This is a genomic window from Rhizobacter sp. P5_A1 (genome assembly GCF_056400745.1).
The window spans coordinates 255583-281628 of record NZ_JBFUKR010000007.1; the positions used below are offsets into that span (position 1 = coordinate 255583).

A 26046-nucleotide genomic window follows, 5' to 3' on the forward strand; every position below is an offset into this window, starting at 1 on the left:
ATACAGCTCGATTCTTGCAGGCTTAGGAGCCTGTCGGGCATTGGATTGGGCCCCCTTGCAGACCCAACCCTCCGGGCCGAGGCGATTCGCGGCACCATCCGTCGTTGCCGCCTCGTTGTGTGGCCAAGCCACGCGGCCTCGCCGGCGCCTAGTCTGGCACCGCGACTCGCCTCGGCGCGGGCCCAATCCAATGCCCGACAGGCTCCTAGAATCCGCGCCCATGGCAACCAAGCAACCCAGCGCTTCCAGCGGCAGTTATGGCGAGGCATCGATCCGCGTGCTGAAGGGCCTCGAGCCCGTCAAGCAGCGGCCCGGCATGTACACCCGCACCGACAACCCGCTGCACATCATTCAGGAAGTGATCGACAACGCGGCCGACGAGGCGCTCGCCGGTCACGGCAAGCGCATCGACGTGGTCGTGCACAGCGACGGCTCGGTGAGCGTCGAGGACGATGGGCGCGGCATTCCGTTCGGGCTGCACCCGGAAGAGCAAGCGCCCGTCGTCGAGATCGTCTACACGCGGCTGCATGCCGGCGGCAAGTTCGATAAGGGCGCGGGCGGCGCGTACAGCTTCTCGGGCGGGTTGCATGGTGTCGGCGTCAGCGTGACGAACGCCTTGTCTCGAAGGCTCGAGGTCGGCGTCTGGCGCGATGGACAGGTCGCGAAGCTGGCGTTCTCGGGCGGGGACGTGATCGAGCCGCTGGTGCTGCGCAAGACCGCGGCGGGCGACCGGCGCGCGGGCACGACCGTGCGCGCCTGGCCCGATCCGAAGTACTTCGAAAGCGCCGAGCTGCCGAAGCCCGACCTGACGCACCTGCTGCGCAGCAAGGCGGTGTTGATGCCGGGCGTGACGGTCACGCTGACGATCGAGAAGTCGGGCGAGACGACCACCTGGCTGTACAAGGGCGGCCTGCGCGACTACCTGATGCAGTCGCTCAACGCGGACCCGGTGATCCCGCTGTTCGAGGGCGAGCACTACGCCGACGGCGGCGAAGATTCGGCGATCCGCGAGAACTTCGCCGAAGGCGAGGGCGCCGCCTGGTGCGTCGCGTTCACCGAGGACGGCGCGCCGATGCGCGAGAGCTACGTGAACCTGATCCCGACGGTCGCCGGCGGCACCCACGAGTCGGGCCTGAAGGACGGCCTGTTCGGCGCGGTCAAGGGTTTCATCGATGTGCACGGCCTGCTGCCCAAGGGCGTCAAGCTGATGCCGGAGGACGTGTTCTCGCGCGCCAGCTTCGTGCTCAGTGCGAAGGTGCTCGACCCGCAGTTCCAGGGCCAGATCAAGGAGCGTCTGAATTCGCGCGATGCGCTGCGGCTGGTGTCGATCTACGTGAAGCCGTCGCTCGAACTCTGGCTGAACCAGCACGTCGATTTCGGCAAGCGCCTCGCCGACCTCGTGATCCGCCAGGCGCAGACGCGCCAGCGCGCGAGCCAGAAGGTCGAGAAGCGCAAGGGCTCGGGCGTCGCCGTGCTGCCGGGCAAGCTGACCGATTGCGAGAGCCGCGACCTGACGCTGAACGAGATCTTTCTCGTCGAGGGCGATTCGGCCGGCGGCAGCGCGAAGATGGGCCGCAACAAGGAAACGCAGGCGATCCTGCCGCTGCGCGGCAAGGTGCTCAACGCGTGGGAGGTCGAGCGCGACCGGCTGTTCGCGAACAACGAGATCCACGACATCGCGGTCGCGATCGGTGTCGATCCGCACGGGCCGGGTCCGTATCCCGACGGGCATGCCCCCGATCTGTCGGGCCTGCGCTACGGCAAGATCTGCATCCTCAGCGACGCCGATGTCGACGGCTCGCACATCCAGGTGCTGTTGCTGACGCTGTTCCTGCGCCACTTTCCGCGGCTGGTCGAGACCGGCCGCATCTTCATCGCGAAGCCGCCGCTGTTCCGCGTCGACGCGCCGGCACGCGGCAAGCGCCCGGCGGCGAAGATCTACGCGCTCGACGAGGGCGAGCTGAACGCGACGCTCGACAAGCTGCGCAAAGAGGGGGCGCGCGAGAACTCGTGGAGCATCGGCCGCTTCAAGGGCCTGGGCGAGATGAACGCCGAGCAGCTCTGGGACACGACGCTGAACCCGGACACCCGCCGCCTGCTGCAGACCGACTTCACGGCGTTCGGCTTCGACGCGACCGTCGCGTCGCTGACCAAGCTGATGGGCAAGGGCGAGGCACAGGCGCGGCGCGATTTGATGGAGCTGCACGGCGACGAGGTCGAGGTCGACGTGTGAGTGGGCCGACACGGCCCCGGCGCCCAGATACGCAATCCGCTTGACTGAAATGACCGCATGACTTCCGAACCCGATCTGTTCTCGACCGTGCCCGACGACGGCAGCAACAACGCCGTCGGACTCGCGCAGTACGCCGAGCGCGCCTACCTCGAATACGCGCTGAGCGTCGTGAAGGGCCGTGCGCTGCCCGACGTCTGCGATGGCCAGAAGCCGGTGCAGCGGCGCATCCTGTTCTCGATGCAGCGCATGGGGCTGGCGTTCTCGGGCGCGTCCGGGCCGAAGGCGGTGAAGAGCGCGCGTGTGGTCGGCGACGTGCTCGGCAAGTACCACCCGCACGGCGACACCGCCGCGTACGACGCGATGGTGCGCATGGCGCAGGACTTCTCGCAGCGCTACCCACTCGTCGACGGCCAGGGCAACTTCGGTTCGCGCGACGGCGATGGCGCCGCGGCGATGCGCTACACCGAGGCGCGCCTCGCGCCGATCACGCGGCTGCTGCTCGACGAGATCGACGAGGGAACGGTCGACTTCATCCCGAACTACGACGGCTCCGAACAGGAGCCGCGCCAGCTGCCGGCGCGCCTGCCGTTCGTGCTGCTGAACGGCGCGAGCGGCATCGCGGTCGGCCTCGCGACCGAGGTGCCGAGCCACAACCTGCGCGAGATCGCGGCGGCGGCGATTGCGCTGATCCGCAACGAGCGCCTGGCCGACGACGAACTCGCCGCGCTGATCCCGGGCCCCGACTACCCCGGCGGCGGCCAGATCATCAGCAGCACCGAAGAGATCCGCGCTGCGTACGTTTCGGGCCGGGGCAGCCTGAAGGTGCGCGCGCGCTGGAAGATCGAAGACCTCGCGCGCGGCCAGTGGCAGCTCGTCGTCACCGAACTGCCGCCGGGCGCGAGCACGCAGAAGGTGCTCGAAGAGATCGAGGAGCTGACGAACCCGAAGGTCAAGGCCGGCAAGAAGACGCTGTCGACCGAGCAGGCGCAGCTGAAGACCGGCGTGCTCGCGGTGCTCGACGCCGTGCGCGACGAATCGAGCAAGGACGCCCCGGTGCGCATCGTGTTCGAGCCGAAGACGCGCGCCACCCTGCAGCAGGAGTTGATCACGACCTTGCTCGCGCACACCTCGCTCGAAAGCTCGGCGCCGATCAACCTGACGATGATCGGCGCCGACGGCCGGCCGACGCAGAAGAGCCTGCGCCAGATCCTGGCCGAATGGATCGCGTTCCGCGCCGTCACGGTGCAGCGGCGCACGCGCCACCGGCTCGACCGCGTGCTCGCGCGCATCCACGTGCTCGAGGGCCGGCAGCTGGTGCTGCTGAACATCGACGAGGTGATCCGCATCATCCGCGCGGCCGACGAACCGAAGGCTGCGCTGATCGATCGCTTTCGCCTGAGCCCGACACAGGCCGACGACATCCTCGAAATCCGCCTGCGCCAGCTCGCGCGCCTCGAGGCGATCAAGATCGAGCAGGAGCTCAAGGAACTGCGCGTCGAGCAGGGCAAGCTCGAAGAGATCCTGAACAGCCCGGCTTCGTTGAAGCGCACGCTGATCAAGGAGATCGAGGCCGACGCGAAAGTGCACGGCGACGAGCGCCGCACGCTGATCCAGGCCGAGAAGAAGGCGATCGCGGAAGTGAAGGTCATCGACGAGCCGATCACCGTCGTCGTCAGCCTGAAGGGTTGGGTGCGCGGGCTGAAGGGTCACGAGGTCGATGCGGCCACGCTCGCGTTCAAGGCCGGCGACGCGCTCTACGGCACCTTCGCGTGTCGCAGCGTCGACGCGCTGATCGTGTTCGGCGGCAACGGGCGTGTCTACTCGACGCCGGTCGCGCAATTGCCGGGCGGCCGCGGCGACGGCCAGCCGATCACCTCGCTGATCGACCTCGAATCGGGCACGCAGCCGGCGCACTACTTCGCCGGCCCGGCGCAGCAGACCTTGCTGCTCGCCGGCACCGGCGGCTTCGGCTTGCTCGCGCGGGCGGGCGACCTGCTCGCGCGGCAGCGCGGCGGCAAGAGCTTCCTGAGCCTCGAGGCCGACGAGAAACCGCTGCCGCCGAGCCTGATCGATGCGCGCACGACCCAGGCCGCGTGCCTGACGCTGGCCGGGCGCCTGCTCGTGTTCCCGCTCGACGAGCTCAAGCTGCAGTCGAACGGCGGCCGCGGCCTGACGCTGATCGATCTGGACGCGAAGGACGCGCTGGTCAGCGTCGCGGCCTTCGGCGCGAACCTGCAAGTGCTCGGCACCGGCCGCGGCGGCAAGGCGAAGGACGAGCTGCTGCGCCCGCCCGCGCTCGCCGCCTACGCCGGCAAGCGCGCGCGCAAGGGCAGGCTGCAGGATGTGATGCAGAAGGCAATGCGCGTGCTGCGCGCCGACTGACGACGCGACGGTCCCGCACGAGCCGGACACCTCCTACACGCTGCAGGCCTCGCGCCTGATCGTGATCCGGCGCATCGCTTGTTGCAATGTCGAGTGGGCGCGGCCGATGGGCCGCGCGCCGTCCACCCGACGAAGGATCGATCCCGCGATGAGCCGAACAGCACGGCCGACCGCCGACCCCATCCATGCTCGCAGCACGCTGTGGAGCCTGATCAAGGACATCCACTTCGCGATGTTCACGACGCGCCAGCACGGCGGCCAACTTCAATCGCGGCCGATGACGACGCAGAACTCGCGGCTCGACGAAGACGCGAACCTCTGGTTCTTCATGTCGCGTGGCGGTGAACCGGTCGCCGACATCCTGGCCGATCCGGCCGTCAACGTGGCCTATGCCGACCCCGGCGAAGACCGCTATGTTTCGGTATCGGGCAACGCGGCGATCGTCGAAGACATCGCGAAGAAGCGGCAGCTGTGGTCGCGCCAGGCGGATGCCTGGTTTCCGGGCGGCGCGGACGATCCCGACCTGGCGCTGGTGCGTGTGCGGATCGCGCAGGCGCACTACTGGGATGTCGGCGAGAGCCGGCTGATCCAGCTCTATCACCGCGCGAAGGCTGCGATCACCGGCCGGCGATTGATCGAGCCCGGCGAGCATGCCGAGATCCGGATGAACTGATCAACGCAGGCGCAGGGGGCGCAACAAGGTCAGGCCGATGCCCGCGAACAGCGCGAGGCTCCAGAAGTCATACGGAATGCCGAGCAGCGAGACCGCCGCGTCGGCGCAGCTCGCGCGGGCCGAGAACACGTCGGGCCACAAACTGTCCAGGCCGAGCCAGGCGCTGACGATCTTGTCGGCCAGCGTCAGGTTGCACGAGGCCGACGCTGCCGCCTGGAAGTGTTGCCACAGCGCGGCCGCGACACCGGCCAGCGCCAGCAACAGGCCGAGGCCGGCCGCGAGCCTGCGGCCGGTGCCGCTGCGCCAGAGCAGTCCGAGACCGCACGCGATCGCGATCGCGAGAAAGATCACCCGCTGCAGCACGCACCACGGACAGGGCTGCATGCCGAACACATGCTGCGAGACCAGCGCGGCGCCGACCGCGAGCAGGCACGCGAGCCCGACCGCGCCGAACAGCGAAGTCGCCCGCATCACGCGGCGACTTGCGCGATCAGCTCGATCTCGACGCAGGCCCCCATCGGGATCTGCGCGACGCCGAACGCGCTGCGCGCATGCGCGCCCTTCGCGCCGAAGACCTCGGCGAGCAGCTCGGAGCAGCCGTTCGTCACGAGGTGCTGCTCGGTGAACTCGGGCGTGCTGTTGACCAGGCTCATGACCTTGACGATGCGCTCGACGCGGTTCAGGTCGCCGACCGCGGCATGCAGCGTGCCGAGCAGGTCGATCGCGATCGCGCGCGCCGCGTGCTTCGCGGTCGCGGTGACCATGTCGCGCCCGAGCTGACCGACCCAGGCCTTGCCCTCGCGCTTGGCAATGTGGCCCGAGAGGAAGACCAGGTTGCCGGTCTGCACAAATGGCAGATACGCGGCGGCGGGCGTGGCCACCGCCGGCAACGTGATGCCGAGCTCCTTGAGACGGTCGTAGATGGAGGTGCTGGCAGTCGACATGGGCGTCAGGGCGGGCGGCCCGGTAGCTGCGAAGAGCGCCGATGCTACACCGCGGGTTCGGCCTGCCGAGCCGGACAGGGCCCGCATTGCCGCACCTACACTGGGTCATGACCGGGAGGATGGACACCGGCTGGCGCCTCGCCGCGCTGGCGCTGGCGTGGCTCGGCGGCGTCGCGTTGCATCTGCAGCAGCGCAGCCTGCCGGCTGGGCCGCTGAGCGCTGCGCTGCTCGTTTGCGGGCTCGTCGCGCTGGTCGTCGCGGCGCGCTGGCCGCGCGCCTTCGGGGCTGGCGTGATCGGCGCCGCGTTGCTGGCGTTCGGCGCAGCGAATGTGCGCGCCTCGCTGCGACTCGCCGAGGGGCTGCCGGCCGCGCTCGAGGATCGTGAGCTGAGCGTCACCGGCGTCGTCGCGACCCTGCCGCAGCGCAGCGCGGCCGGCCTGCGCTTTCGATTCGAGGTCGATGCGGCCCTGCTGAGCGGGCGACCGGTGCGCGTGCCGCCGGTGCTCGCGGTCGGCTGGTACAAGGGCCAGCACGAGGACGCGGTGCTGAGCCAGCCGCAGAGCGAACTGCGCGCCGGCCAACGGTGGCGTTTCACGCTGCGCCTGCGCCAGCCGCACGGCAACATGAACCCGCACGGCTTCGACTACGAGATGCAGCTGTTCGAGCAGGGCGTGCGCGCGACCGCCTATGTGCGCGACGCGCCGGCACCTGAACTGCTGCAGCGCGCGGCGGGCTTCCCGGTCGAGCGTTTGCGCCAGCGCGTGCGCGACGCGATCGAAGCGAGCGTGCCGGACCCGCGCGCGGCCGGCGTGCTCGCGGCCTTGTCGATCGGCGACCAGGGCGCGATCGAACGCGAGGACTGGGACCTGTACCGCAACACCGGGGTGGCCCATCTCGTCAGCATCAGCGGCCTGCACATCACGATGTTCGCCTGGCTCGCCGGCGCGCTGATCGCGCGCCTGTGGCGGCGCAGCGCGCGCGCTGCGTTGCGGCTGCCGGCGCCGCTGGCGGCACGCTGGGGCGGTCTCGTCTGTGCGACGGCATACGCGGTGTTCTCGGGCTGGGGCGTGCCGTCGCAGCGCACGATCTGGATGCTCGCCGTCGTCACGCTGGCGCAGACGCTCGGCGTGCGCTGGCCGTGGCCGCTGGTGCTGCTGCTGGCCGCCGTCGTGGTCACCGCGCTCGACCCGTGGGCCTTGCTGCAAGCGGGCTTCTGGCTGTCGTTCGTCGCGGTCGGGTTGCTGATGGCGTCGTCGCCGAAGCCCTCGACAGCGGGCATCGCGGCGTCGGCCGCGCCCGGCTGGCGCGGCTGGCCGCGGCGCGCGTGGGCCGCGCTGCGCGGCGACCTGCGCGCGCAGGCGGTCGCGACGATCGGCCTGGCGCCGCTGTCGCTGGTGTTCTTCCAGCAGGTCTCGGTGGTCGGGTTCGCGGCGAACCTGATCGCGATCCCGCTGGTCACGCTGGTGATCACGCCGCTGGCGCTGTTCGGCGTCGTGCTGGTGCCGCTGTGGACGCTCGGCGCCGCCGTCGTGCAGCAGCTCAACGCGGCGCTGGGCTGGCTCGCCGCCACGCCCGGTGCGGTCTGGCTCGTGCCGGTCGCGCCGCGCTGGTCGCAGTTCGCCGCGCTGGTCGGCGCGGTGCTGCTGGTGCTGCCGCTGCCGCGCCGCGCGCGGCTGCTGGCCGTGCCGCTGCTGCTGCCCCTGCTGGTGCCGCCGCGCGAGCTGCCGCCGGTGGGCGCGTTCGATCTGCTCGCGCTCGATGTCGGGCAGGGCACATCGGTGTTGATCCGCACGCGCTCGCACCTGCTGGTGTTCGATGCCGGGCCGCAATACTCGCGTGAGAGCGACGCCGGCCAGCGTGTGCTGCTGCCGCTGCTGCGCGCCCGCGGTGAGCTGCGCATCGACCGGCTCGTGCTGAGCCACCGCGACCTCGATCACGTCGGCGGCGCCGGCGCGCTGTTGAAGGCGCTGCCGGTCGACGATGTGCTGAGCTCGCTCGAGACGGAGCACCCGCTGCTCGCGCTCGCGCGCCACGCGACGCGCTGCCACGCGGGCCAGGCCTGGGCGTGGGACGGCGTGCGCTTCGAGATCCTGCGGCCGCTCGCCGACGACTACCGACAGGGACTGAAATCGAACGCGATGTCATGCGTGCTGCGCGTGGCAGGCGCCGGGCGCAGCGTGCTGCTGACCGGTGACATCGAGCGCGGGCAGGAGTTGGCGCTGCTCGCCTCCCGGGAACCGGCGCTGCTCGCCGGCGCCCCGGACGCGCTGCGCAGCGACGTGCTGGTCGTCCCGCACCACGGCAGCAAGACATCGTCGACGCCGGCCTTCGTCGATGCGGTGGCGCCGCGGGTCGCGGTATTCCAGGCCGGGTACCGCAACCGCTTCGGTCACCCGGCGCCCGAGGTGCTGCAGCGCTACCGCGAGCGCGGCATCGCCATCGAGAGCACGCCGACCTGCGGTGCCTTCATCGGCAACGCGGACGGCCCGGCCGCAGGCCTGTGTCACCGTGACAACGCGCGCCGCTACTGGCATCACGCGGCCGCTTACGATCCCTAGTCGAGGCTGCCATTGGCCTGATATTTGCTACCCTGTGCTCGAGGAGACGTGCCCATGAGACCCAGCTTCGACGAAATGCGCGCCGATGCCAACACTGTGCGTGAGCACTACCGCGGCTACGACCGTTGGCTATCGCAGCAACCCAATGACGTGATGCTGTCGCGCCGCGACGAGGCCGAGGTGATCTTCCGGCGTGTCGGCATCACCTTCGCGGTCTATGGCGAGAAGGACGAGGACGGTCACGGCAACGAACGCCTGATCCCGTTCGACCTGATTCCGCGCGTGATCCCGTCGCACGAATGGCTGGAGATGGAGAGGGGCCTGGCGCAGCGCGTCGCGGCGCTGAACCGCTTCATCCACGACGTCTACCACGACCAGGAGATCATCAAGGCCGGCCACGTGCCGGCCGAGCAGATCCTGAACAACGCGCAGTTCCGCCCCGAGATGATGGGCGTCGACGTGCCCGGTGGCATCTACTCGCACATTTCGGGCATCGACATCATCCGCGCCGCGAACACCGATGGCAGCGGCAGCTACTACGTCCTCGAAGACAACCTGCGCGTGCCCAGCGGCGTGAGCTACATGCTCGAAGACCGCAAGATGATGATGCGGCTGTTCCCCGAGCTGTTCAGCCAGCACCGTGTCGCACCGGTCGCGCACTATCCCGACCTGCTGCTCGAGACGCTGCGCTCGGTCGCGCCGCCGTCGGTCAACGAGCCGACCGTCGTCGTGCTGACGCCGGGCATGCACAACAGCGCGTACTTCGAGCATGCGTTCCTGGCGCAGCAGATGGGCATCGAGCTGGTCGAGGGGCAAGACCTGTTCGTCAAGGACAACTTCGTCTACATGCGCACGACCCAGGGGCCGAAACGGGTCGACGTGATCTACCGCCGCGTCGACGACGACTTCCTCGACCCGCAGGTTTTCCGCAAGGATTCGACGCTCGGTTGTGCCGGGCTGCTCGGCGCCTACCGTGCGGGCAACGTGACCTTGTCGAACGCGATCGGCACCGGCGTCGCCGACGACAAGTCGATCTACCCGTACGTGCCGAAGATGATCGAGTTCTACCTCGGCGAGAAGCCGATCCTGCACAACGTGCCGACCTACATGTGCCGCAAGGAAGAAGACCTGAAGTACGTGCTGGCGAACCTCGATGAACTCGTCGTCAAGGAGGTGCACGGCGCCGGCGGCTACGGCATGCTGATCGGGCCGGCCGCGAGCAAGGCCGAGATCGCCGAATTCCGCGGCGCGCTGCTCGCGAACCCGAGCGGCTACATCGCCCAGCCGACGCTGAGCCTGTCGACCTGCCCGACCTATGTCGACAGCGGCATCGCGCCGCGCCACATCGACCTGCGGCCGTTCGTGCTCTCCGGCAAGGAGGTGCAGATGGTGCCGGGCGGCCTGACGCGCGTCGCGCTGAAAGAGGGCTCGCTGGTCGTCAACTCGTCACAGGGCGGCGGGACCAAGGACACCTGGGTGCTGGAAGCCTGATCAGGGAGACAACGAGATGCTTTCACGAACTGCCGATCACTTGTTCTGGATGGCGCGCTACATGGAGCGGGCTGAGAATACCGCTCGCATGCTCGACGTGAACTACCAGGCCTCGCTGATGCCGCAGTCGGCGGCCGAGGCCGAGACCGGCTGGAAAGGCCTGCTCGGCATCAGCGAGCTGAGCGGCGATTTTGCCAAGCACTATGGCGCCGTCACGCCCGACAGCGTGCTGCGCTACATGGTCAGCGACGAGGCCAACGGCTCGAGCATCCGCAACTGCCTGCAGGCGGCGCGCGAGAACGCGCGCGCGGTGCGCGGCACGCTGACGACCGAGGTCTGGGAGACGCAGAACCAGACCTGGCTCGAGTTCCAGCGCATGGTCGCGAACGAATCGTTCCTGCGCGACCCGAGCACCTTGTTCGAGTGGGTCAAGTTCCGCTCGCACCTCTCGCGCGGCGTGACCGTCGGCACGATGCTGCAGGACGAGGCCTTCCATTTCCTGCGCATCGGCAGCTTCCTCGAGCGCGCCGACAACACCGCGCGGCTGCTCGACGTGAAGTTCCACGCGGTCGAGAGCGAGTACCACGGCGCGAGCGGCGGCGTCGCCGGGCGCGACATCGAGGTCGACTTCTATCACTGGTCGGGCATCCTGCGCTCGGTGTCCGGCTTCGAGGTCTACCGCAAGGCCTATCGCAACGTGATCCGGCCCGAGAAGGTCGCCGAGCTGCTGATCCTGCGTGCCGACATGCCGCGCTCGCTCGCGGCCTGCATGCAGGAGGTCGTGACGAACCTGAAGATGGTCGCGAACGAGCAGTCGACCGAGACGCTGCGCAAGGCCGGCCGGCTGCAGTCCGACCTGCGCTACGGCCGCATCGACGAGATCCTCGCGACCGGGTTGCACGCGTACCTGACGCAGTTCCTCGAACGCGTCGGCACGCTCGGGGTCGGCATCAGCCGCGACTTCCTCGTACCGGTCGCAGCGTGAGCTTCCCAAACAATTCCGTGACGCGTTCGAATCAAACTCTGGAAACTCAATGTCCATCCACGTCGCGCTGAATCACGTCACGCACTACCGCTACGACCGGCCGATCCACGTCGGCCCGCAGATCGTGCGGCTGCGTCCGGCGCCGCATTCGCGCACGCGCATCCTGAGCTACTCGATGCGCGTCGAGCCCGCCACGCATTTCATCAACTGGCAGCAGGACCCGCAATCGAACTACCTCGCGCGGCTGGTGTTTCCCGACAAGACCACGTCGTTCCGCATCGAGATCGACCTGGTCGCCGAGATGGCGGTGCTGAACCCGTTCGACTTCTTCCTCGAGCCGTCGGCCGAGCACTATCCGTTCGCGTACGAGCCCGAGGTCGCGACCGAGCTCGCGCCGTATCTGATCAAGGCAGCGGCCACGCCCGCGTTTGCCGCCTACCTCGCGACGATCCCGCGCGAGAAGACGCCGACCAACGACTGGCTGGTCTCGCTGAACCAGAAACTGCAGCGCGACATCGGCTACCTCGTGCGCATGGAACCCGGCGTGCAGACGCCCGAAGAAACGCTGGTCAACGCGAGCGGCTCGTGCCGCGACACCGGCTGGCTGCTGGTGCAGCTGCTGCGCCACCTGGGTCTCGCGGCGCGCTTCGTCTCCGGCTACCTGATCCAGCTGAAGAGCGACGTCAAGTCGCTCGACGGCCCGAGCGGCACCGAGGTCGACTTCACCGACCTGCACGCCTGGTGCGAGGTCTTCCTGCCCGGCGCCGGCTGGATCGGCCTGGACCCGACCTCCGGCCTGCTCGCCGGCGAAGGCCACATCCCGCTGGCGTGCTCGCCCGAGCCCGGCTCGGCCGCGCCGGTCAGCGGCGCGATCGACGAGTGCGAGACGACGTTCGAGCATTCGATGTCGGTCACGCGCGTCTGGGAGGCGCCGCGCGTCACCTTGCCGTACACCGAAGAGCAGTGGCGCGCGATCGACGCGCTCGGCCACCAGGTCGACCACGACCTGCGCAAGAACGACGTGCGCCTGACGCAAGGCGGCGAGCCGACCTTCGTCTCTGTGGACGACCGCGAAGGCGCCGAGTGGAACACCGAGGCGATGGGCCCGACCAAGCGGCTGCTCAGTGCCGACCTGATGGACAAGCTGCGCAAGAAGTACGGCGACGGCGGCCTGCTGCACTACGGTCAGGGCAAGTGGTACCCCGGCGAGCAACTGCCCCGCTGGTCGCTGAACCTGTTCTGGCGCAAGGACAAGGAGCCGGTCTGGACGCATCCGGAGCTCTTCGCCAGCGAGCACGAGGACTACGGGGTCACCGAGGCGCATGCGCATCGCTTCCTGGCCGGCGTCGCCAAAAGGCTCGGGCTCGATCCGAAGTACGTGTTCCCGGCCTATGAAGACACCTGGTACTACCTGTGGCGCGAGCGCAAGCTGCCGACCAACGTGGACCCGTTCGACGCGCGCCTGGCCGACCCGCTCGAGCGCGACCGCATCCGCAAGATCTTCACGCAGGGGCTGGACAAGGTCGTCGGCCACGTGTTCCCGGTCGCGCGCAACCCCCTCGGCGCGCCTCGCTGGCAGAGCGGCCCGTGGTTCCTGCGAGCCGAGCGCTGCTACCTGATCCCCGGCGATTCGGCGATGGGCTACCGCCTGCCGCTCGACTCGCAGCCGTGGGCGAAGGACAGCGACCTGCCGTGGGTCTACCCGCCCGACCAGACCCAGCCGTTCGCACCGCTGCCGCCGTATCGCCGGCTGCGCTACGCGAACGGCGCCAGCGAAGCGGGGCCGGCTGCGGGCGCTGCATCGTCATCGGCGGCCGGCGCGCCTGCGTCGAGCAGCTTCGCCGATCGCTCGCGCGCCGCGCTGAGCGGCGATCGCTCGCCGACCAGCAGCGTGGCCGCCGCAGCGCCGCGCGCGCCGCAACGCTTCGAATCGGCCGCGCATGTCACGCGCACCGCGATGAGTGCCGAGCCGCGCAACGGCCGCCTCTACATCTTCATGCCCCCGGCGACCGCGCTGGAGGATTACCTCGAACTCGTCTGCGCGATCGAAGACACCGCGCTCGAGATGAAGCTGCCGGTCATCCTCGAGGGCTACGAGCCGCCGAAGGACCCGCGCCTCGCGCTGCTGCGCGTGACGCCCGACCCGGGCGTGATCGAGGTCAACGTGCACCCGGCGCACAGCTGGGGCGAGCTCGTCGACCAGGCGACGCACCTGTACCAGGCGGCCCACGAGACGCGGCTGTCGACCGAGAAGTTCATGCTCGACGGCCGCCACACCGGCACCGGTGGCGGCAACCACTTCGTGCTCGGCGGCGCCACCGTCGCCGACTCGCCGTTCCTGCGCCGCCCCGATCTGCTCGCGAGCATGGTTGGCTACTGGCACAACCACCCGGCGCTGAGCTACCTGTTCTCCGGCCTGTTCGTCGGGCCGACGAGCCAGGCGCCGCGCGTCGACGAGGCGCGCAACGATTCGGTCTACGAGATCGAGATTGCGTTCGCCGAGCTGAAGCGCATCACCGCGCAGAACGGCCACGTGCCGCCGTGGCTGGTCGATCGGCTGATGCGCAACCTGCTGATCGACGTGTCGGGCAACACGCACCGCGCCGAGTTCTGCATCGACAAGATGTACTCGCCGGACGGCCCGACCGGGCGCCTCGGCCTGCTCGAGATGCGCGCGTTCGAGATGCCGCCGCACGCCCGCATGAGCCTGACGCAGCAGCTGCTGATGCGCGCGCTCGTCTCGCGCTTCTGGCAAGACCCGTATCGGCCCGAGCGCCTGAAGCGCTGGGGCACCGAGCTGCACGACCGCTTCATGCTGCCGCACTTCATCTGGCAGGACCTGGGCGATGTCGTCACCGAGCTGAACGCGGCCGGCTATCCCGTCAAGCTCGACTGGTTCGCGCCGCACCTCGAGTTCCGCTTTCCGCGCCTCGGCGACTTCGCCGCGATGGGCGTCAACGTCGAGCTGCGGCTCGCGCTCGAGCCCTGGCATGTGATGGGCGAGGAGGGCGCCGTCGGCGGCACCGCGCGCTTTGTCGATTCGTCGGTCGAGCGCCTGCAGCTGCATGTCACCGGCCTCGTCGGCGACCGCCACGTGCTGACCTGCAACGGCCGCGCGATCCCGCTGCAGCCGACCGGCAAGGTCGGCGAGTTCGTCGGCGCGGTGCGCTACCGGGCCTGGAACCCGCCGTCGGCGCTGCACCCGAGCATCGACGTGCATGCGCCGCTGGTCTTCGACCTGGTCGACGGCTGGATGAACCGCTCGATGGGCGGCTGCCAGTACCACGTCGCGCACCCGGGTGGGCGCAGCTACGACACCTTCCCGGTCAACGCCTACGAGGCCGAGGCGCGGCGCCTGGCGCGCTTCTTCCGCACCGGGCACACGCCGGGCCATCTGAGCGTGCCGAAGGAAGAGCGCAACCCGAACTTCCCGTTCACGCTCGACCTGCGGCGGGCCTGAACGCCGATGGGTGCCGGTCCGGAGCCGGCCGTGCTGGCTGCATTGCAGGGCACCGACGCCGCCGGGCCCGCGATGCAGCCCGCGTCGCCGATCCAGCGCTACCTCGAAGGCCTGCACGCACGCTATGCGGGCCTGCGCGACGGCGCGGTCGCGAGCTACATCCCGCAGCTCGCGACCGTCGACCCCGATCAGTTCGCGATCTGCATCGCGACGACCGACGGCCGCGTCTACGAGGTCGGCGATGCGCGCCAGCGCTTCACGATCCAGTCGATCTCGAAGGCGCTGACCTACGGCCTCGCGCTCGCCGATCGCGGGCTCGACGAGGTGCTGCGCCACATCGGCGTCGAACCCACCGGCGACCTCTTCAACTCGATCAGCCTCGAGCCCGGCACCGGCCGCCCGCTGAACCCGATGATCAACGCCGGCGCGATCGCCGCGGCGTCACTGGTGCGCGGCCACTCGCCGCAGGACAAGGCGGCACGCCTGCTGGCCGTCTACTCGATGTACGCCGGCCGACCGCTCGACATCGACAACGAGGTCTTCGAATCGGAGCGCAGCACCGGTCATCGCAACCGCGCGATCGGCCACATGCTGCGCAATTTCGAGATCGTCGACGACCCCGACGCGGCGCTCGACCTCTACTTCCGCCAGTGCTCGGTCGCGGTCGACTGCCGCGACCTCGGCCTGATCGCGGCGACGCTGGCGAACGGCGGCGTGCACCCGGTCACCGGCGAATGCGCGCTCGACACCGTGCACGTCGAACGGGTGCTGAGCGTGATGACGACCTGCGGCCTCTACGACGCCGCCGGCGAGTGGGTGTTTCGCGTCGGCATGCCGGCCAAGAGCGGGGTCGGCGGCGGCATCATGGTCGTGCTGCCGGGGCAGCTCGGCATCGGCGTGTTCTCGCCGCGGCTCGATGCGCACGGCAACAGCGTGCGCGGGCTCGAGGTCTGCAAGGATCTTTCGCGCGACCTCGACCTGCACTTCCTGCGCAGCGCACGCCCGTCGCGTTCGGTGTTTCGCGCGCAGTACAGCCTCGCCGAGGTGAACTCGAAGCGGCGCCGGCCCGAGTCCGAGCGCGGCCTGATCCGACAGGCGGGCCGCACGGTGCGGGTCTACGAGCTGCAGGGCGACCTGCTGTTCCCGGCGATCGAAGCGCTGGTCAGCGCCGTCATCGAGCGCGGCGCCGGCCTGACGACCGCGGTGCTCGATTTCAAGCGCGTGACCGCGGTCGGCGGCCCCGCGGCGCGCATCCTGTTCGACCTGATCGAGACGCTGCACGCGCGCGGCCAGCAGGTCGTGCTGGCGTCCTGCGAGCGCCAGGGGCGCCTGCTGCGCACGCTCGACGAGCAGCGCCTGGCGGCCGGTGCCGCGTGGCGCCTCGTGTGCCTGCCCGACCTCGACGGCGCGCTCGAGTGGTGCGAGAACGGCCTGCTCGCCGCGACCGGCAGCGCGGGCCAGGCGCCGGTCGTGCCGCTTGCCGGCAACGACCTGTGCCGGCACCTCGAACCGGCCGCGATCGCGGTCCTCGAACCGCTGCTCGAACTGCGCCGCTACAAGCCGGGGCAGTACATCGTCAGCCACGGCGATTCGGCGCAGGTGCTGTACCTGATCACGAGCGGACAGGTGAAGGTGGCATTGCCGTCGGCCGTCGGCGCGCCGAAGCGGCTCTCGACGCTGTCGGCCGGCCTGAGCTTCGGTGAACTCGCGATGGTCAACGGCGGCACGCGCTCGGCCGACGTGATCGCCGTCACCGCCGTCGAATGCCGCGTGCTCGACGCGCAGGCGTTCGAGCGCCTCGGCGCGAGCCACCCGGAGATCGAGATCGCACTGCTGAAGAACATGCTGCGCAGCGCACACGAGATCGTGAACCGCCTGAGCCAGGAAGTGACGGCGCTGGCAGGATGATGTGACAGCTGGATGTCAGCCCGTGGCGCGAGGCGACAATGCGAGTCCGTGAAGATCGAAACCCATCGATGCTGAGAGACCTGCTGGCCGCCTACGCCGTCCCCGACAGCCGCTTCGACGAGATGCTGGCGGCGCCGGGCGAGCCGCGCCCGCACTGGGACGCGTTCCTGCGTTCGCTCGCCGCGCGCGAGGGTCCGGAGATCGGCGACACGCTGTCGCTGATGGAGCGGGAGATCCGCGAGAACGGCATCACCTACAACGTCTACGCCGACCCGAAGGGCGCCGACCGGCCCTGGGAGGTCGATCCGCTGCCGCTGCTGCTGTCGGCCGACGAATGGGAAGGCATCGCCGCCGGCATCGCGCAGCGCGCCGACTTGCTGAACCGCGTGCTCGCCGACATCTATGGCCCGCAGACCCTGCTGCGCAGCGGCGCGATTCCCGCGCCGGTGGTGTTCGGCCACAGCGGTTTCCTGCACCCGGTGAAGGGCGTGCGCCCGGCCGGCGGCGTGCACCTGTTCCAGTACGCGGCCGATCTCGCGCGTGCACCCGACGGCAGCTGGTGGGTCGTCAGCGATCGCACGCAGGCGCCGTCCGGCGCCGGCTACGCGCTCGAGAACCGGCTCGTCGTCTCGCGCGTGTTCCCGCAGATGTTCTCGGACCTGAACGTGCAGCACCTCGCGTCGTTCTTCGCCGGCGTGCGCGATTCGCTGCTGCACTGGGCGCCCAAGCCGGCGGCCGGCGAAGGCCCGCCGCTGGCCGTGCTGCTGACGCCGGGGCCGTACAACGAAACCTACTTCGAGCATGCGCTGCTGGCGCGCTACCTCGGCTTTCCGCTCGTCGAAGGCAGTGACCTGACGGTGCGCAGCGGCTGCGTCTGGATGAAGACGGTCGAGGGCCTGAAGCGCGTCCACGCGATCCTGCGCCGTCAGGACGACGACTATTGCGACCCGCTCGAGCTGCGCTCCGATTCGGCGCTCGGCGTCGCCGGCCTGACCGACTGCGCGCGCCGCGGCACCGTGTTCCTCGGCAACGCGCTGGGCTCGGGCGTGATCGAGTCGGGTGCGCTGCTCGGTTATCTGCCGAAGCTCTCGGAGGAGTTGCTCGGCGAGGCCCTGAAGCTGCCCTCGGTCGCGACCTGGTGGCTCGGCGAACCGGCTGCGTTCGACGACGCCTGGAAGCGCCTCGACAAGCTGCTGATCAAGCCGCTCGAGCGCTCGGTGCGCGAGCCCGCGCTGTTCGGCGCCGACCTGACGCACGACGAGCGCACCCTGCTGCGCGCCAGGGTCGCGGCGCGGCCGCAGCGCTTCGTCGCGCAGGAGTGGGTGCACGTGTCGCAGGCGCCGGTGCTCGAGCAGTCGCGGGCCTCGCGCAGTCCGCAAGAGGCGCTCGCAGCGCGCGGACCCCAGGAGGCGCTCGCGCCGCGGGCGGTCGGCCTGCGCGTGTTCGCGGTCGCGACGCCGAACGGCTACCGCGTGATGCCGGGCGGGCTGACCCGCGTCGCGGTCGACGGCGAATCGCGCGTGATCGCGATGCAGCGCGGCGGCCGTTCGAAAGATACCTGGGTGCTGTCGGGCGCGCCGGTCAACGCGTCGTTCTCGCTGCTGTCGACGACCGTGAAGCCCGACGACCTGGTCGGCTCGCGCGTCAACCTGCCGTCGCGCGCCGCCGAGAACCTGTTCTGGTACGGCCGTTACGGCGAGCGCTGCGACAACGCGGTGCGCGTGCTGCGGGTCGCGATCGCCGGCGTGCTCGATCACGCGGCCGAGCCGTCGGACGGCATCGCACCGGCCATCGTGCTCGCGCACCGGCTCGGGCTGATCGACGACACCGCCGACGCGAGCGTCGCGCTGCTGCGCGCCGCGACGCATCCGGACGAGGCGCTCGCGAACCGGCTGCGCCAGCTGTCGCGCGCCGCGTTCAACCTGCGCGACCGGATGTCGGCCGACAACTGGCGCACCTTGAACCAGCTCGCCGCCGATCCGGTGTTCCAGCGCGGCGCCGCGCTGCCGCTGGCACTGAGCTGGCTCGACCGTGCGGTGACCTCGATGATGACCTTGTCGGGCTACGTGCTCGACGGCATGACGCGCAGCTCGGGCTGGCGCTTCCTGTCGATCGGGCGGCGCATCGAGCGCTTGTCGCACCTGTGCGCGACCTTGCAGGTCGCGACGAACGAGGGCGCGTCGCACGGCCTCGACTGGCTGCTCGACCTGACCGACTCGACCGGCACGTACCGCTCGCGCTACCTCGTCGCGCCCGAATGGCTGCCGGTGCTCGACATCCTGATGCGCGACGAGACCAATCCGCGTTCGATCGCGTTCCAGGTCAAGGGCCTGGTCGAATACGTCGCGAAGCTCGAGCTCAGCCACGGCCGCTTCGCGAGCGACGTGCTCGCGCCGGCGCAGGCCGCGCTGCGCGACCTGGCGCCGCAGGATCTGCAGCCCGAGAGCGAGGCGCTCGCCGAGGTGCTCGAGCAATTGCGCCGCTGTGCCGGCGCGGTGTCGGATGAACTGACGCTGAAGTTCTTCTCGCACGCGGCGTCGCGCAGCGTGCTGTCGCTGGTGGCGTGATGGCGACGGCGATGACCCCGCAGCGCTACACCGTCCAGCACGAGACGCGCTATGCGTACACCGCGCCGGTCTCGCAATCGTGGCAGCTCGCGCGCCTGACGCCGCGCATGCTCCCTTGGCAGACGCTGCTGTCGTACACGCTGACGATCGAGCCGAAGGCCGACGAGCGCCGCGACGAGCTCGACAGCTTCGGCAACCGCGTCACGCACTTCGGCATGCATGGCGCGCACCGCATGCTGCGCGTGCGCATGGAGTGCCTGGTCGAGGTGAACGAGCGCCCGGCCGCCGCGGCGCTGCCGGCGCAGACGCAGGTGCAGATGCAGATGCAAGTGCAGCTGCCAGGCGGCGCGCCGAGCCCGATGCAGGCGCAGAGCCAGGGCTCGGTGAGCGGCGCCGCTGCGCCGCTGACCTGGGAGGGCGTGCGCGATGCGATCCGCCGCGAGCCGCAGCAGGATGACCTGATCCCCGCGAGCATGAGCGAGCCGACGCCGCTGGTGCCGCTCTCCGAAGGTGCACGCCACTATGCGAGCAAGTCCTTCGGGCGCGGGCGTCCGTGGCTCGATGCGGTCACGGAGCTGATGCGCCGCATCCATGACGACTTCGAGTTCGAGCCCGGCGCCACGACCGTCAGCACCTCGGTCGACGAGGTGCTCTACCAGCGGCGCGGCGTCTGCCAGGACTTCGCGCACCTGATGCTCGCCTGCCTGCGCGGCCACGGTCTGCCGGCGCGCTACGTGTCGGGCTACCTGCTGACCGATCCGCCGCCCGGCATGGCGCGCCTGATGGGGGCCGACGCATCGCATGCGTGGGTTGCGGCCTACTCGCCGCAGCACGGCTGGGTCGAGTTCGATCCGACCAACGACCAGCTCGCCGACCAGCGCTACATCACGCTTGCCTGGGGCGCCGACTTCGCCGACGTGGTGCCGCTGCGCGGCGTGATCTTCGGCGGCGGCGACCAGCGCATGGAGGTCGAGGTCAGCGTGATGCCGGCCTGATCGCCGGTCCCTTCCCCCGATCGGGGGAGTGGGGCTGCGGCGCTGTCGCCACCCCCGAGTTCCGGCCCTCGTTCCGACCTTGCGGGGATGTTCGAGAACGCTGGCGCCGCCGAGACTCTCTCGCATCGAACGCATCGACCGGAGAGAGAAAATGGCCCGCTTCCAGTTCAACGTGCACGGTGTCGTCGTCAACCGCCGCGCCGCGCCCACGCTCGTTTCGCAGCGCACGCTGCATGCGCTGCAGCGCGACGACGTCCAGGAGGCGCCGCAAGGCCCGGGATGGTTCGATTCGAGCTGGGAGCTGACGCAGGGCCTCGACGTGCGCGAAGGCCTGCCCGGCGATGCACCGCTGCAGGAATGGCTCTCAGCCGTGGCCCAGCGCGACGAACAGCCAGGCGCGCGCCTTGTCCCAGCGGCGCCGCACGGTGCGTTCGGCCACGCCCTGGAGCTCGGCGATCTCGAGTTCGGTGTAGCCGCCGAAGTAGCGCATCTCGACGAGTTCAGCGAGTTCGGGATCGACGGCCTCGAGCTCATGTAAGGCCTCGTTGACGCGCACCAGCTCGTCGCTCGCGCCCGAACCGACGACCTGCAGCGCATCCGCGTCGCCGAGCGTCACGTGCTCGGCGCCGCCGCCGCGGCGCTCGGCCAGGTGCTCGCGCGCGCTGTCGATGATGATGTTGCGCATCGTCTTCGCGGCGTAGGCGAAGAAGTGGCGCCGGTCCTCGAGCCGCAGGTCACGGGCGCCGACGAGGCGCACGAAGCTCTCGTGCACCAGCATCGTCGTGCTGACGCTGTCGCCGCGGCCTTGCTGGCGCAGGCGCGAGCGCGCAATGCGTTTCAGGTCGGGGTAGAGAGACGCATAGACCGCGTCGAGCGCCGCACGATCCCCGCCGGCCGCGCGCTGCAGCAGCAGCGTGATGGGCGGGCTGGCCGCACCGGCGCCGAGGGCGTCGTGCGGCGGGAGTTCGGCTTCGTCGATCATCGCGCCGAGACTAGCGCGTGACGCCGTGCACGTCCACCCGGTGCGGGCGCGCTCCCACGATTGACGGATTGCCGGCCTCGGCGCGCACTCCTATGCTCGCTGCTCCCCGACCGCGAGCGACAACCCGAGCGACACGATGAACCGGACCCCGGTGGCCGACTGGCAACAACTGTCTGCGCTGTACGAGCTGGCCGATGCGCTCGACGCCGTCGCGTTGGCCGACTGGCTCGAGCAGCTGCGCCTGCAGGCGCACCCGCTGCTGCCGCAGCTGCAACAGATGCTCGATGCCCGTGAGCAGGTCCAGCACAACGGCTTTCTCGGCAACCTGCCGCGGCTCGCGACCAAGCCCGAGCCACGCGCGGCCGAATGGCAAGCGTGGCAGGCCGACACGCGCATCGGCCCGTACCGTCTGCTGAGCCGCCTCGGCAGCGGCGGCATGGCCGAGGTCTGGCTCGCGCAGCGCGACGACGGCGCATTCCAGCGCCAGGTCGCGATCAAGCTGCTGTTTCGCCATGCCGGCAGCACCGAGCGCGACAGCTTCGCGCAGCGCTTCGACCGCGAACGCGACATCCTCGCGTCGCTGAACCACCCGCACATCGCCGGCCTGCACGACGCCGGTGTCACGGCCGGCGGGCAACCCTGGCTCGCGCTCGAATACGTCGAAGGCCAGACGCTGACGACCTGGTGCGACACGCGCAGCCTCGGCATCGAGGCGCGCGTGCGGCTGTTCCGCCAGGTGCTGCTCGCGGTGCAGCACGCGCATGCGAACCTGGTGATCCACCGCGACCTGAAGCCCGGCAACATCCTCGTCACCGCGCAGGGCGAGGTGCGTCTGCTCGACTTCGGCATCGCGAAGCTGATGGAGCCCGAAGGCGCCGCCTCGGTCGAGACCGAGCTGACCCGCATGGCCGGCCGGCCGATGACGCCGCAGTACGCCAGCCCCGAGCAGCTGCTCGGCCAGCCGCTGACGACCGCGTGCGACGTCTACTCGCTCGGTGTCGTGCTCTACGAGCTGCTGTGCGGCGAGCGGCCGTACGAGCTGAAGGTCGAGTCGGCCGCGCAGCTCGAGCAGGCGATCCTCGACATGGAGCCGCGCGCGCCGAGCCGGCGGCTGCTGCCGGTGCCGATCGCGACGGCACGCGGCACGACGAGCGCGGCGTTGCGCAAGCAGCTCGGCAACGATCTCGACGCGATCGCGCTGCGCGCGCTCGCGAAGCAGCCGGCGCAGCGCTACGGCTCGGTCGAAGCGCTGGGCGCCGATCTGGATCGCTGGCTCGGCGGCCAGCCGGTCGAGGCAAGGGCGCCGAGCACGGTGTATCGCGTTGGCAAGTTCGTGCGGCGGCATACGTTGAGCGTGTCGCTCGGCGCGGGCGCGCTGGTCGCGCTCGTCGGCATCACCGCGGTCGCGGTCGTGATGGGCTTGCAGGCACGCGAAGACTCTGCCCGCGCAGTCGCTGCGCGCGACTTCATGCTGGGCATCTTCCAGCGTGCCGATCAGGAGAAGTCGCGCGGCGCCGACATCACCGCGCGTGATTTGCTCGAGGCCGGCAGGAGGGACGTGTTGACGCGGCTGGTCGGCCAACCGAGGCTGCAGGCGGAGTCGCTGAAGGGCATCGCGAAGATCCAGAGCGACATGGGCGAGTACGCAAGGGCCGAGAGCACCTACGCGGAGCTGGTGAAGATCTACCTTGCGCTGCACCAGTCGCGCGAAGCTGCGTTCGCATTGGCGGACCACGCGGAAAATGCGATTCAGATGAGCAATGCTTCGCTGGCCGCAAGTCGCCTGGATCAGGCAGAGTCGATTCAGGGACGGCCGCGCGACGATCCAGAGTTGAACGCTCGCCTTGACGGCGTGCGCGGATGGATTGCGTTGAGTCGAGGCGATGCCGCCGGGGTTCGTGCCATGTTGCGCGTGAGTCGCCAGCACGCGATCGCCACCTTGGGCGAAACGAACTTGCAAACGTTCCGATTGGGCATGACCTTGTTCGGGGTCGAGAGCGATCTCTTCGATGTCGAGCAAGCGCTCGCACTGCACAAGGCACTTCGAAGGGTGGCAGATCAGGTTGTCGGTTTGAGCCCGACAGAGCCGGCAGGTCTCGACACGAGCCTCGTGGAGTTGCTCTACAGGGCAGGGAGGTTTGCCGAGGCCGCCAAGACCGCCGACGCAGCGACCCTTGATTGCGACTCCCGATACGGCGTCGAGAATCAGTACTGCCGCCTGCTCTCGATCAAGAAATGGCAAACGCTGCAACGTCTCGGATTTGTGGAGCGCGCGCTGGCCGATGAGTCTCGCATGGCCGCATTGGCCAATGACTCAACCGCTCCCGTGATGCAGATGAATGCATTGCTGGTGCGGTTTCGCCTGCGGTCGGCGAGCCCCGGCACCGTCGGATTGAGCGAATTGCGAGAGCGCGTCCGGATGTTGGGAGAGTCCGGCCCCGAGGTGGCCGTTCGACCCACGTTCAAGATTGCCGCGCTGCTGACTCTGGCGGAGACCTCCCTGCGCGATGCGCGGCCCCAAGAAGCACAACATTGGATCGACGCGGCAACCTTGCGACTGAACAAGAGACCGCAGCCCCACAGAACCGATCTCTTCGATGCGGTGCGGCAAGCATTGCAGGGCGTTGTTCGTGCGCAGACGGCGCAGCCAGGGATCGGATTGGACGAGTTGGAGAAGGCGCGGGCCATGTTCGCGGCGACGTTGGGGCCGGAACATCCGTTGACGCGCCTGAGTGCGCTGAACGTCGCCGTGGCGATGGCAGCGCTTGGACGCATAGGCGAAGCCCGAACACTTGTCGACGCCCATGAGAGCGCGCTGCGCGAGGCTTTCGGTCTGGACGCTCCCGCATATGCGAAGGTGCTCCGACTCAAGGAACGATTGGCGACGTGGCCCCAACCGCCGGACGTGACCTACTCCGGCGACCGCGCAAGACGGAACGCGCCGCCACCACCCCTCGAATTTTTCAGCTGACAGAAGGAAGCAAGCTCATGAAACTCAAGTCGCGTGCCTTCAGTTCGGGGCTCATGCTGTTGACAAGCATCGAGGCCTCCGCAGCGGAGTGCCCATCGGGCTCGTCACTTCACGTCGTCGACGGCGTCAAGAAGTGTGTTCTCGATGCGAACATCGTCGTGGTCGTCGGCCCCGATTGGCTTGTCGCCAGCGTTGTCGTGCTCGCGCTGCTTGTCGTCGCGACGGCCTACCTTGCGGTCAAGGTCGACCGACTGGCCAACGGGCTGAAGGCCGCAGGCCGCATCGGATAGTGCAGGCAGACGCCGGGCTCGCGTGTCCGGTTTGCCCGCCGCTTCTCGTACTGATGGATGAGGCCCGCCATGGCGGTTGTCTCGATCAGCAACCATCAGAACGGAGGCCATCCATGAGTCACGCGACGCATCGGCTGCCGCCGAGCGCAAGCCGCTCGGCCTATCGTCGATCTTCTCTGCAGGCGCCGGCGCTGTGCTCGACCAGCCCCGTCGCCGCCCTGGTGCTCTGCACCGCGCGCGCCATTGGCGATGCAAACGAGCGTGCCGATGCCGATTTCTCCGCCGCCGTCCGCCTCTACGAAGACGGCCACTGGCCATTCGCGTTCGAGCGCCTGGCCGCGCTGGCGGACCGGGGCCACGCGCCGGCCGCCAAGCTCGCGCTGCTGATGCTGCGCTACGGCGGCGCGCTCTACGGCTCGGGCTTCAGCGCGCGCCCGGAGCAGGTCGCGCGCTGGGCTCACCGTGTGCTGCGCGCCACCTCGCGCGCGACCGCCTCGCCGAGCTCGATCACCGCGAGCGCGTAGTAGCTCGACCAGTTGTACCGCGTCACCGCATAGAAGTTCTCGGTGCCGACGATGTAGCTGGGCGCGGCGTCGCCGTTCTGCAGTTCGACCAGCGCGAGCTTGCCCAGGCCGCCGGCATCGGCGAGCCGTGCATCGCTCGCCAGGGCCGCGACTTCGATCTGCGCACCGCGCTCGGCGAAATCGGCGAGCGTGAAGCTGGGCAGGATGTCGGGCGCGAGCAGCAACGCGCGGTCGGCGGTGCTGACCGGCACGGCCACGTCGAAGCGCGTCGGCAGGCCGCGCCGCCAGCCGAACTCGGCGAGGTAGTGCGCGACGCTGCCGATCACGTCGGCCGGGCTGCCGCGCAGGTCGGCGTGGCCGTCGCCGTCGAGGTCGACCGCGTACTTGTTGAAGCTCGACGGCATGAACTGCGGCATCCCCATCGCGCCGGCGAAGCTGCCCTTCTGTTCGAGCGGGTCGAGGCCCTCGCTGCGGCACATCACGAAGAAGCTCTCGAGTTCGTCGCGGAAGAACGGCGTGCGGTCCTTGCGGCCGGTGGGGAAGTCGAACGCCAGCGTCGCGAGCGCATCGATGCTGCGGAAGCCGCCCATCTGCTGACCGTAGATCGTCTCGACGCCGACGATGCCGACGACGATCTCCGGTGGCACGCCGTAGACCTCTTCGGCGAGCGCGAGCCACTTCTCGTTCGCGCGCCAGAACGCCACGCCGGCGCGGATGCGCATCGGCTCGATGAAGCGGCTGCGGTACGCGGCCCAGTTCTTCGCGGTGCCGGCCGGCGGCGGCATGATGAATTTCGCGACACTCGGCTGGAAGCGCGCCTGCTGCAGCGCTGCCTGCACCCAGGCCGTGTCGAGCCCGCGGCGCTCGGCGAGCTCGGCGCCGAAGCGCATCACGTCGTCGCGCTGGCCGTAGGTGACGATGTCGGGCGCGTCGTCGGATTGAATTTTCTCGGCGCGCGCGGGCTTCTTCTTCGCCCGCGCGAAGGCGTCGGTGCCGGCGATCAGCAGCGCGGCCGAGAACAGGCCGAGTGCGAGGGTCTGGCGCAGGGAAGGTCGGTGCATCGACCGATTATCGGCGCCAGCC

Annotated in this window: 17 protein-coding genes; 13 read left to right on the forward strand and 4 right to left on the reverse strand. The window is 69.6% G+C overall.

Annotated features, from left to right (window positions below):
• The first annotated feature begins 220 nt into the window (after nucleotides 1-220).
• From AC1DTW_RS10605 to AC1DTW_RS10615, 3 genes are all read left to right on the forward strand, one after another.
• On the forward strand, nucleotides 221-2233 hold the full coding sequence (locus tag AC1DTW_RS10605) for a DNA topoisomerase IV subunit B (RefSeq protein ID WP_477981037.1): 2013 nt from the start codon (nucleotides 221-223) through the stop codon (nucleotides 2231-2233).
• Nucleotides 2234-2290: 57 nt separating this feature from the next.
• Nucleotides 2291-4615, forward strand: a complete 2325-nt coding sequence (parC, locus tag AC1DTW_RS10610; protein ID WP_477981039.1) for a DNA topoisomerase IV subunit A — start codon at nucleotides 2291-2293, stop codon at nucleotides 4613-4615.
• A gap of 148 nt (nucleotides 4616-4763) precedes the next feature.
• Nucleotides 4764-5288 (forward strand): pyridoxamine 5'-phosphate oxidase family protein, encoded by a 525-nt coding sequence (locus AC1DTW_RS10615; protein WP_477981040.1) that lies wholly within the window; start codon nucleotides 4764-4766, stop codon nucleotides 5286-5288.
• Here AC1DTW_RS10615 and AC1DTW_RS10620 read toward each other — a convergent pair whose 3' ends face one another.
• Nucleotides 5289-5759 carry a disulfide bond formation protein B gene (locus tag AC1DTW_RS10620; protein WP_477981041.1) on the reverse strand — a complete coding sequence of 157 codons (471 nt, stop codon included), beginning with the start codon at nucleotides 5757-5759 and terminating at the stop codon, nucleotides 5289-5291.
• Nucleotides 5759-6232: a RidA family protein gene (locus tag AC1DTW_RS10625; protein WP_477981042.1), complete on the reverse strand. Its 474-nt coding sequence runs from the start codon at nucleotides 6230-6232 to the stop codon at nucleotides 5759-5761. Before AC1DTW_RS10625 ends, AC1DTW_RS10620 begins: the two co-directional genes overlap by 1 nt.
• Nucleotides 6233-6351: 119 nt before the next feature.
• Between AC1DTW_RS10625 and AC1DTW_RS10630 the strand changes: the two genes are divergently transcribed.
• The 7 genes from AC1DTW_RS10630 to AC1DTW_RS10660 all read left to right on the forward strand — a co-directional run bounded on the left by AC1DTW_RS10630 (nucleotide 6352) and on the right by AC1DTW_RS10660 (nucleotide 20196).
• Nucleotides 6352-8790 carry a DNA internalization-related competence protein ComEC/Rec2 gene (locus tag AC1DTW_RS10630; protein WP_477981043.1) on the forward strand — a complete coding sequence of 813 codons (2439 nt, stop codon included), beginning with the start codon at nucleotides 6352-6354 and terminating at the stop codon, nucleotides 8788-8790.
• A gap of 54 nt (nucleotides 8791-8844) precedes the next feature.
• The gene (locus AC1DTW_RS10635) at nucleotides 8845-10281 is read left to right on the forward strand and encodes a circularly permuted type 2 ATP-grasp protein (protein WP_477981044.1); all 1437 of its coding nucleotides are present in this window, start codon (nucleotides 8845-8847) and stop codon (nucleotides 10279-10281) included.
• A gap of 16 nt (nucleotides 10282-10297) precedes the next feature.
• Entirely contained in the window at nucleotides 10298-11266 is a 969-nt protein-coding gene (locus AC1DTW_RS10640; protein ID WP_477981045.1) for an alpha-E domain-containing protein, read from the forward strand.
• A 49-nt stretch (nucleotides 11267-11315) separates the two neighbouring features.
• On the forward strand, nucleotides 11316-14726 hold the full coding sequence (locus AC1DTW_RS10645) for a transglutaminase family protein (RefSeq protein WP_477981046.1): 3411 nt from the start codon (nucleotides 11316-11318) through the stop codon (nucleotides 14724-14726).
• A 6-nt stretch (nucleotides 14727-14732) separates the two neighbouring features.
• A complete protein-coding gene (glsA, locus tag AC1DTW_RS10650) occupies nucleotides 14733-16634 on the forward strand; it encodes a glutaminase A (RefSeq protein WP_477981047.1) in 1902 nt (633 codons plus the stop codon).
• A 68-nt stretch (nucleotides 16635-16702) separates the two neighbouring features.
• On the forward strand, nucleotides 16703-19201 hold the full coding sequence (locus tag AC1DTW_RS10655; RefSeq protein ID WP_477981048.1) for a circularly permuted type 2 ATP-grasp protein: 2499 nt from the start codon (nucleotides 16703-16705) through the stop codon (nucleotides 19199-19201).
• 11 nt (nucleotides 19202-19212) lie between these two features.
• The gene (locus tag AC1DTW_RS10660) at nucleotides 19213-20196 is read left to right on the forward strand and encodes a transglutaminase family protein (RefSeq protein WP_477981049.1); all 984 of its coding nucleotides are present in this window, start codon (nucleotides 19213-19215) and stop codon (nucleotides 20194-20196) included.
• 364 nt (nucleotides 20197-20560) lie between these two features.
• Here AC1DTW_RS10660 and AC1DTW_RS10665 read toward each other — a convergent pair whose 3' ends face one another.
• Nucleotides 20561-21178 carry an ECF-type sigma factor gene (locus tag AC1DTW_RS10665; protein ID WP_477981050.1) on the reverse strand — a complete coding sequence of 206 codons (618 nt, stop codon included), beginning with the start codon at nucleotides 21176-21178 and terminating at the stop codon, nucleotides 20561-20563.
• 436 nt (nucleotides 21179-21614) lie between these two features.
• Here AC1DTW_RS10665 and AC1DTW_RS10670 point away from each other — a divergent pair, with 436 nt between their 5' ends.
• The 3 genes from AC1DTW_RS10670 (at nucleotide 21615) to AC1DTW_RS10680 (ending at nucleotide 24963) form a co-directional block, all read left to right on the forward strand.
• On the forward strand, nucleotides 21615-24149 hold the full coding sequence (locus tag AC1DTW_RS10670) for a serine/threonine-protein kinase (protein ID WP_477981068.1): 2535 nt from the start codon (nucleotides 21615-21617) through the stop codon (nucleotides 24147-24149).
• A gap of 17 nt (nucleotides 24150-24166) precedes the next feature.
• Nucleotides 24167-24439 (forward strand): hypothetical protein, encoded by a 273-nt coding sequence (locus AC1DTW_RS10675; RefSeq protein ID WP_477981051.1) that lies wholly within the window; start codon nucleotides 24167-24169, stop codon nucleotides 24437-24439.
• Between the two features lie 113 nt (nucleotides 24440-24552).
• Entirely contained in the window at nucleotides 24553-24963 is a 411-nt protein-coding gene (locus tag AC1DTW_RS10680) for a hypothetical protein (protein WP_477981052.1), read from the forward strand.
• On the opposite strand, the gene mltB is transcribed toward AC1DTW_RS10680, so the two are convergent.
• Nucleotides 24897-26024 (reverse strand): lytic murein transglycosylase B, encoded by a 1128-nt coding sequence (gene mltB / locus AC1DTW_RS10685; RefSeq protein ID WP_477981053.1) that lies wholly within the window; start codon nucleotides 26022-26024, stop codon nucleotides 24897-24899. The genes AC1DTW_RS10680 and mltB overlap by 67 nt on opposite strands.
• Between the last annotated feature and the right edge of the window lie 22 nt (nucleotides 26025-26046).

Coding starts and splice junctions, on each gene's coding strand:
- AC1DTW_RS10615 (WP_477981040.1), top strand. CDS start 4,764: ATGAGCCGAACAGCACGGCCGACCGCCGACCCCATCCATGCTCGCAGC.
- AC1DTW_RS10635 (WP_477981044.1), top strand. CDS start 8,845: ATGAGACCCAGCTTCGACGAAATGCGCGCCGATGCCAACACTGTGCGT.
- parC (WP_477981039.1), top strand. CDS start 2,291: ATGACTTCCGAACCCGATCTGTTCTCGACCGTGCCCGACGACGGCAGC.
- AC1DTW_RS10680 (WP_477981052.1), top strand. CDS start 24,553: ATGAGTCACGCGACGCATCGGCTGCCGCCGAGCGCAAGCCGCTCGGCC.
- AC1DTW_RS10675 (WP_477981051.1), top strand. CDS start 24,167: ATGAAACTCAAGTCGCGTGCCTTCAGTTCGGGGCTCATGCTGTTGACA.
- AC1DTW_RS10620 (WP_477981041.1), bottom strand. CDS start 5,759: ATGCGGGCGACTTCGCTGTTCGGCGCGGTCGGGCTCGCGTGCCTGCTC.
- AC1DTW_RS10660 (WP_477981049.1), top strand. CDS start 19,213: ATGACCCCGCAGCGCTACACCGTCCAGCACGAGACGCGCTATGCGTAC.
- AC1DTW_RS10630 (WP_477981043.1), top strand. CDS start 6,352: ATGGACACCGGCTGGCGCCTCGCCGCGCTGGCGCTGGCGTGGCTCGGC.
- AC1DTW_RS10605 (WP_477981037.1), top strand. CDS start 221: ATGGCAACCAAGCAACCCAGCGCTTCCAGCGGCAGTTATGGCGAGGCA.
- AC1DTW_RS10625 (WP_477981042.1), bottom strand. CDS start 6,232: ATGTCGACTGCCAGCACCTCCATCTACGACCGTCTCAAGGAGCTCGGC.
- AC1DTW_RS10640 (WP_477981045.1), top strand. CDS start 10,298: ATGCTTTCACGAACTGCCGATCACTTGTTCTGGATGGCGCGCTACATG.
- AC1DTW_RS10655 (WP_477981048.1), top strand. CDS start 16,703: ATGCTGAGAGACCTGCTGGCCGCCTACGCCGTCCCCGACAGCCGCTTC.
- mltB (WP_477981053.1), bottom strand. CDS start 26,024: ATGCACCGACCTTCCCTGCGCCAGACCCTCGCACTCGGCCTGTTCTCG.
- AC1DTW_RS10645 (WP_477981046.1), top strand. CDS start 11,316: ATGTCCATCCACGTCGCGCTGAATCACGTCACGCACTACCGCTACGAC.
- AC1DTW_RS10670 (WP_477981068.1), top strand. CDS start 21,615: ATGGCCGAGGTCTGGCTCGCGCAGCGCGACGACGGCGCATTCCAGCGC.
- AC1DTW_RS10665 (WP_477981050.1), bottom strand. CDS start 21,178: ATGATCGACGAAGCCGAACTCCCGCCGCACGACGCCCTCGGCGCCGGT.
- glsA (WP_477981047.1), top strand. CDS start 14,733: ATGGGTGCCGGTCCGGAGCCGGCCGTGCTGGCTGCATTGCAGGGCACC.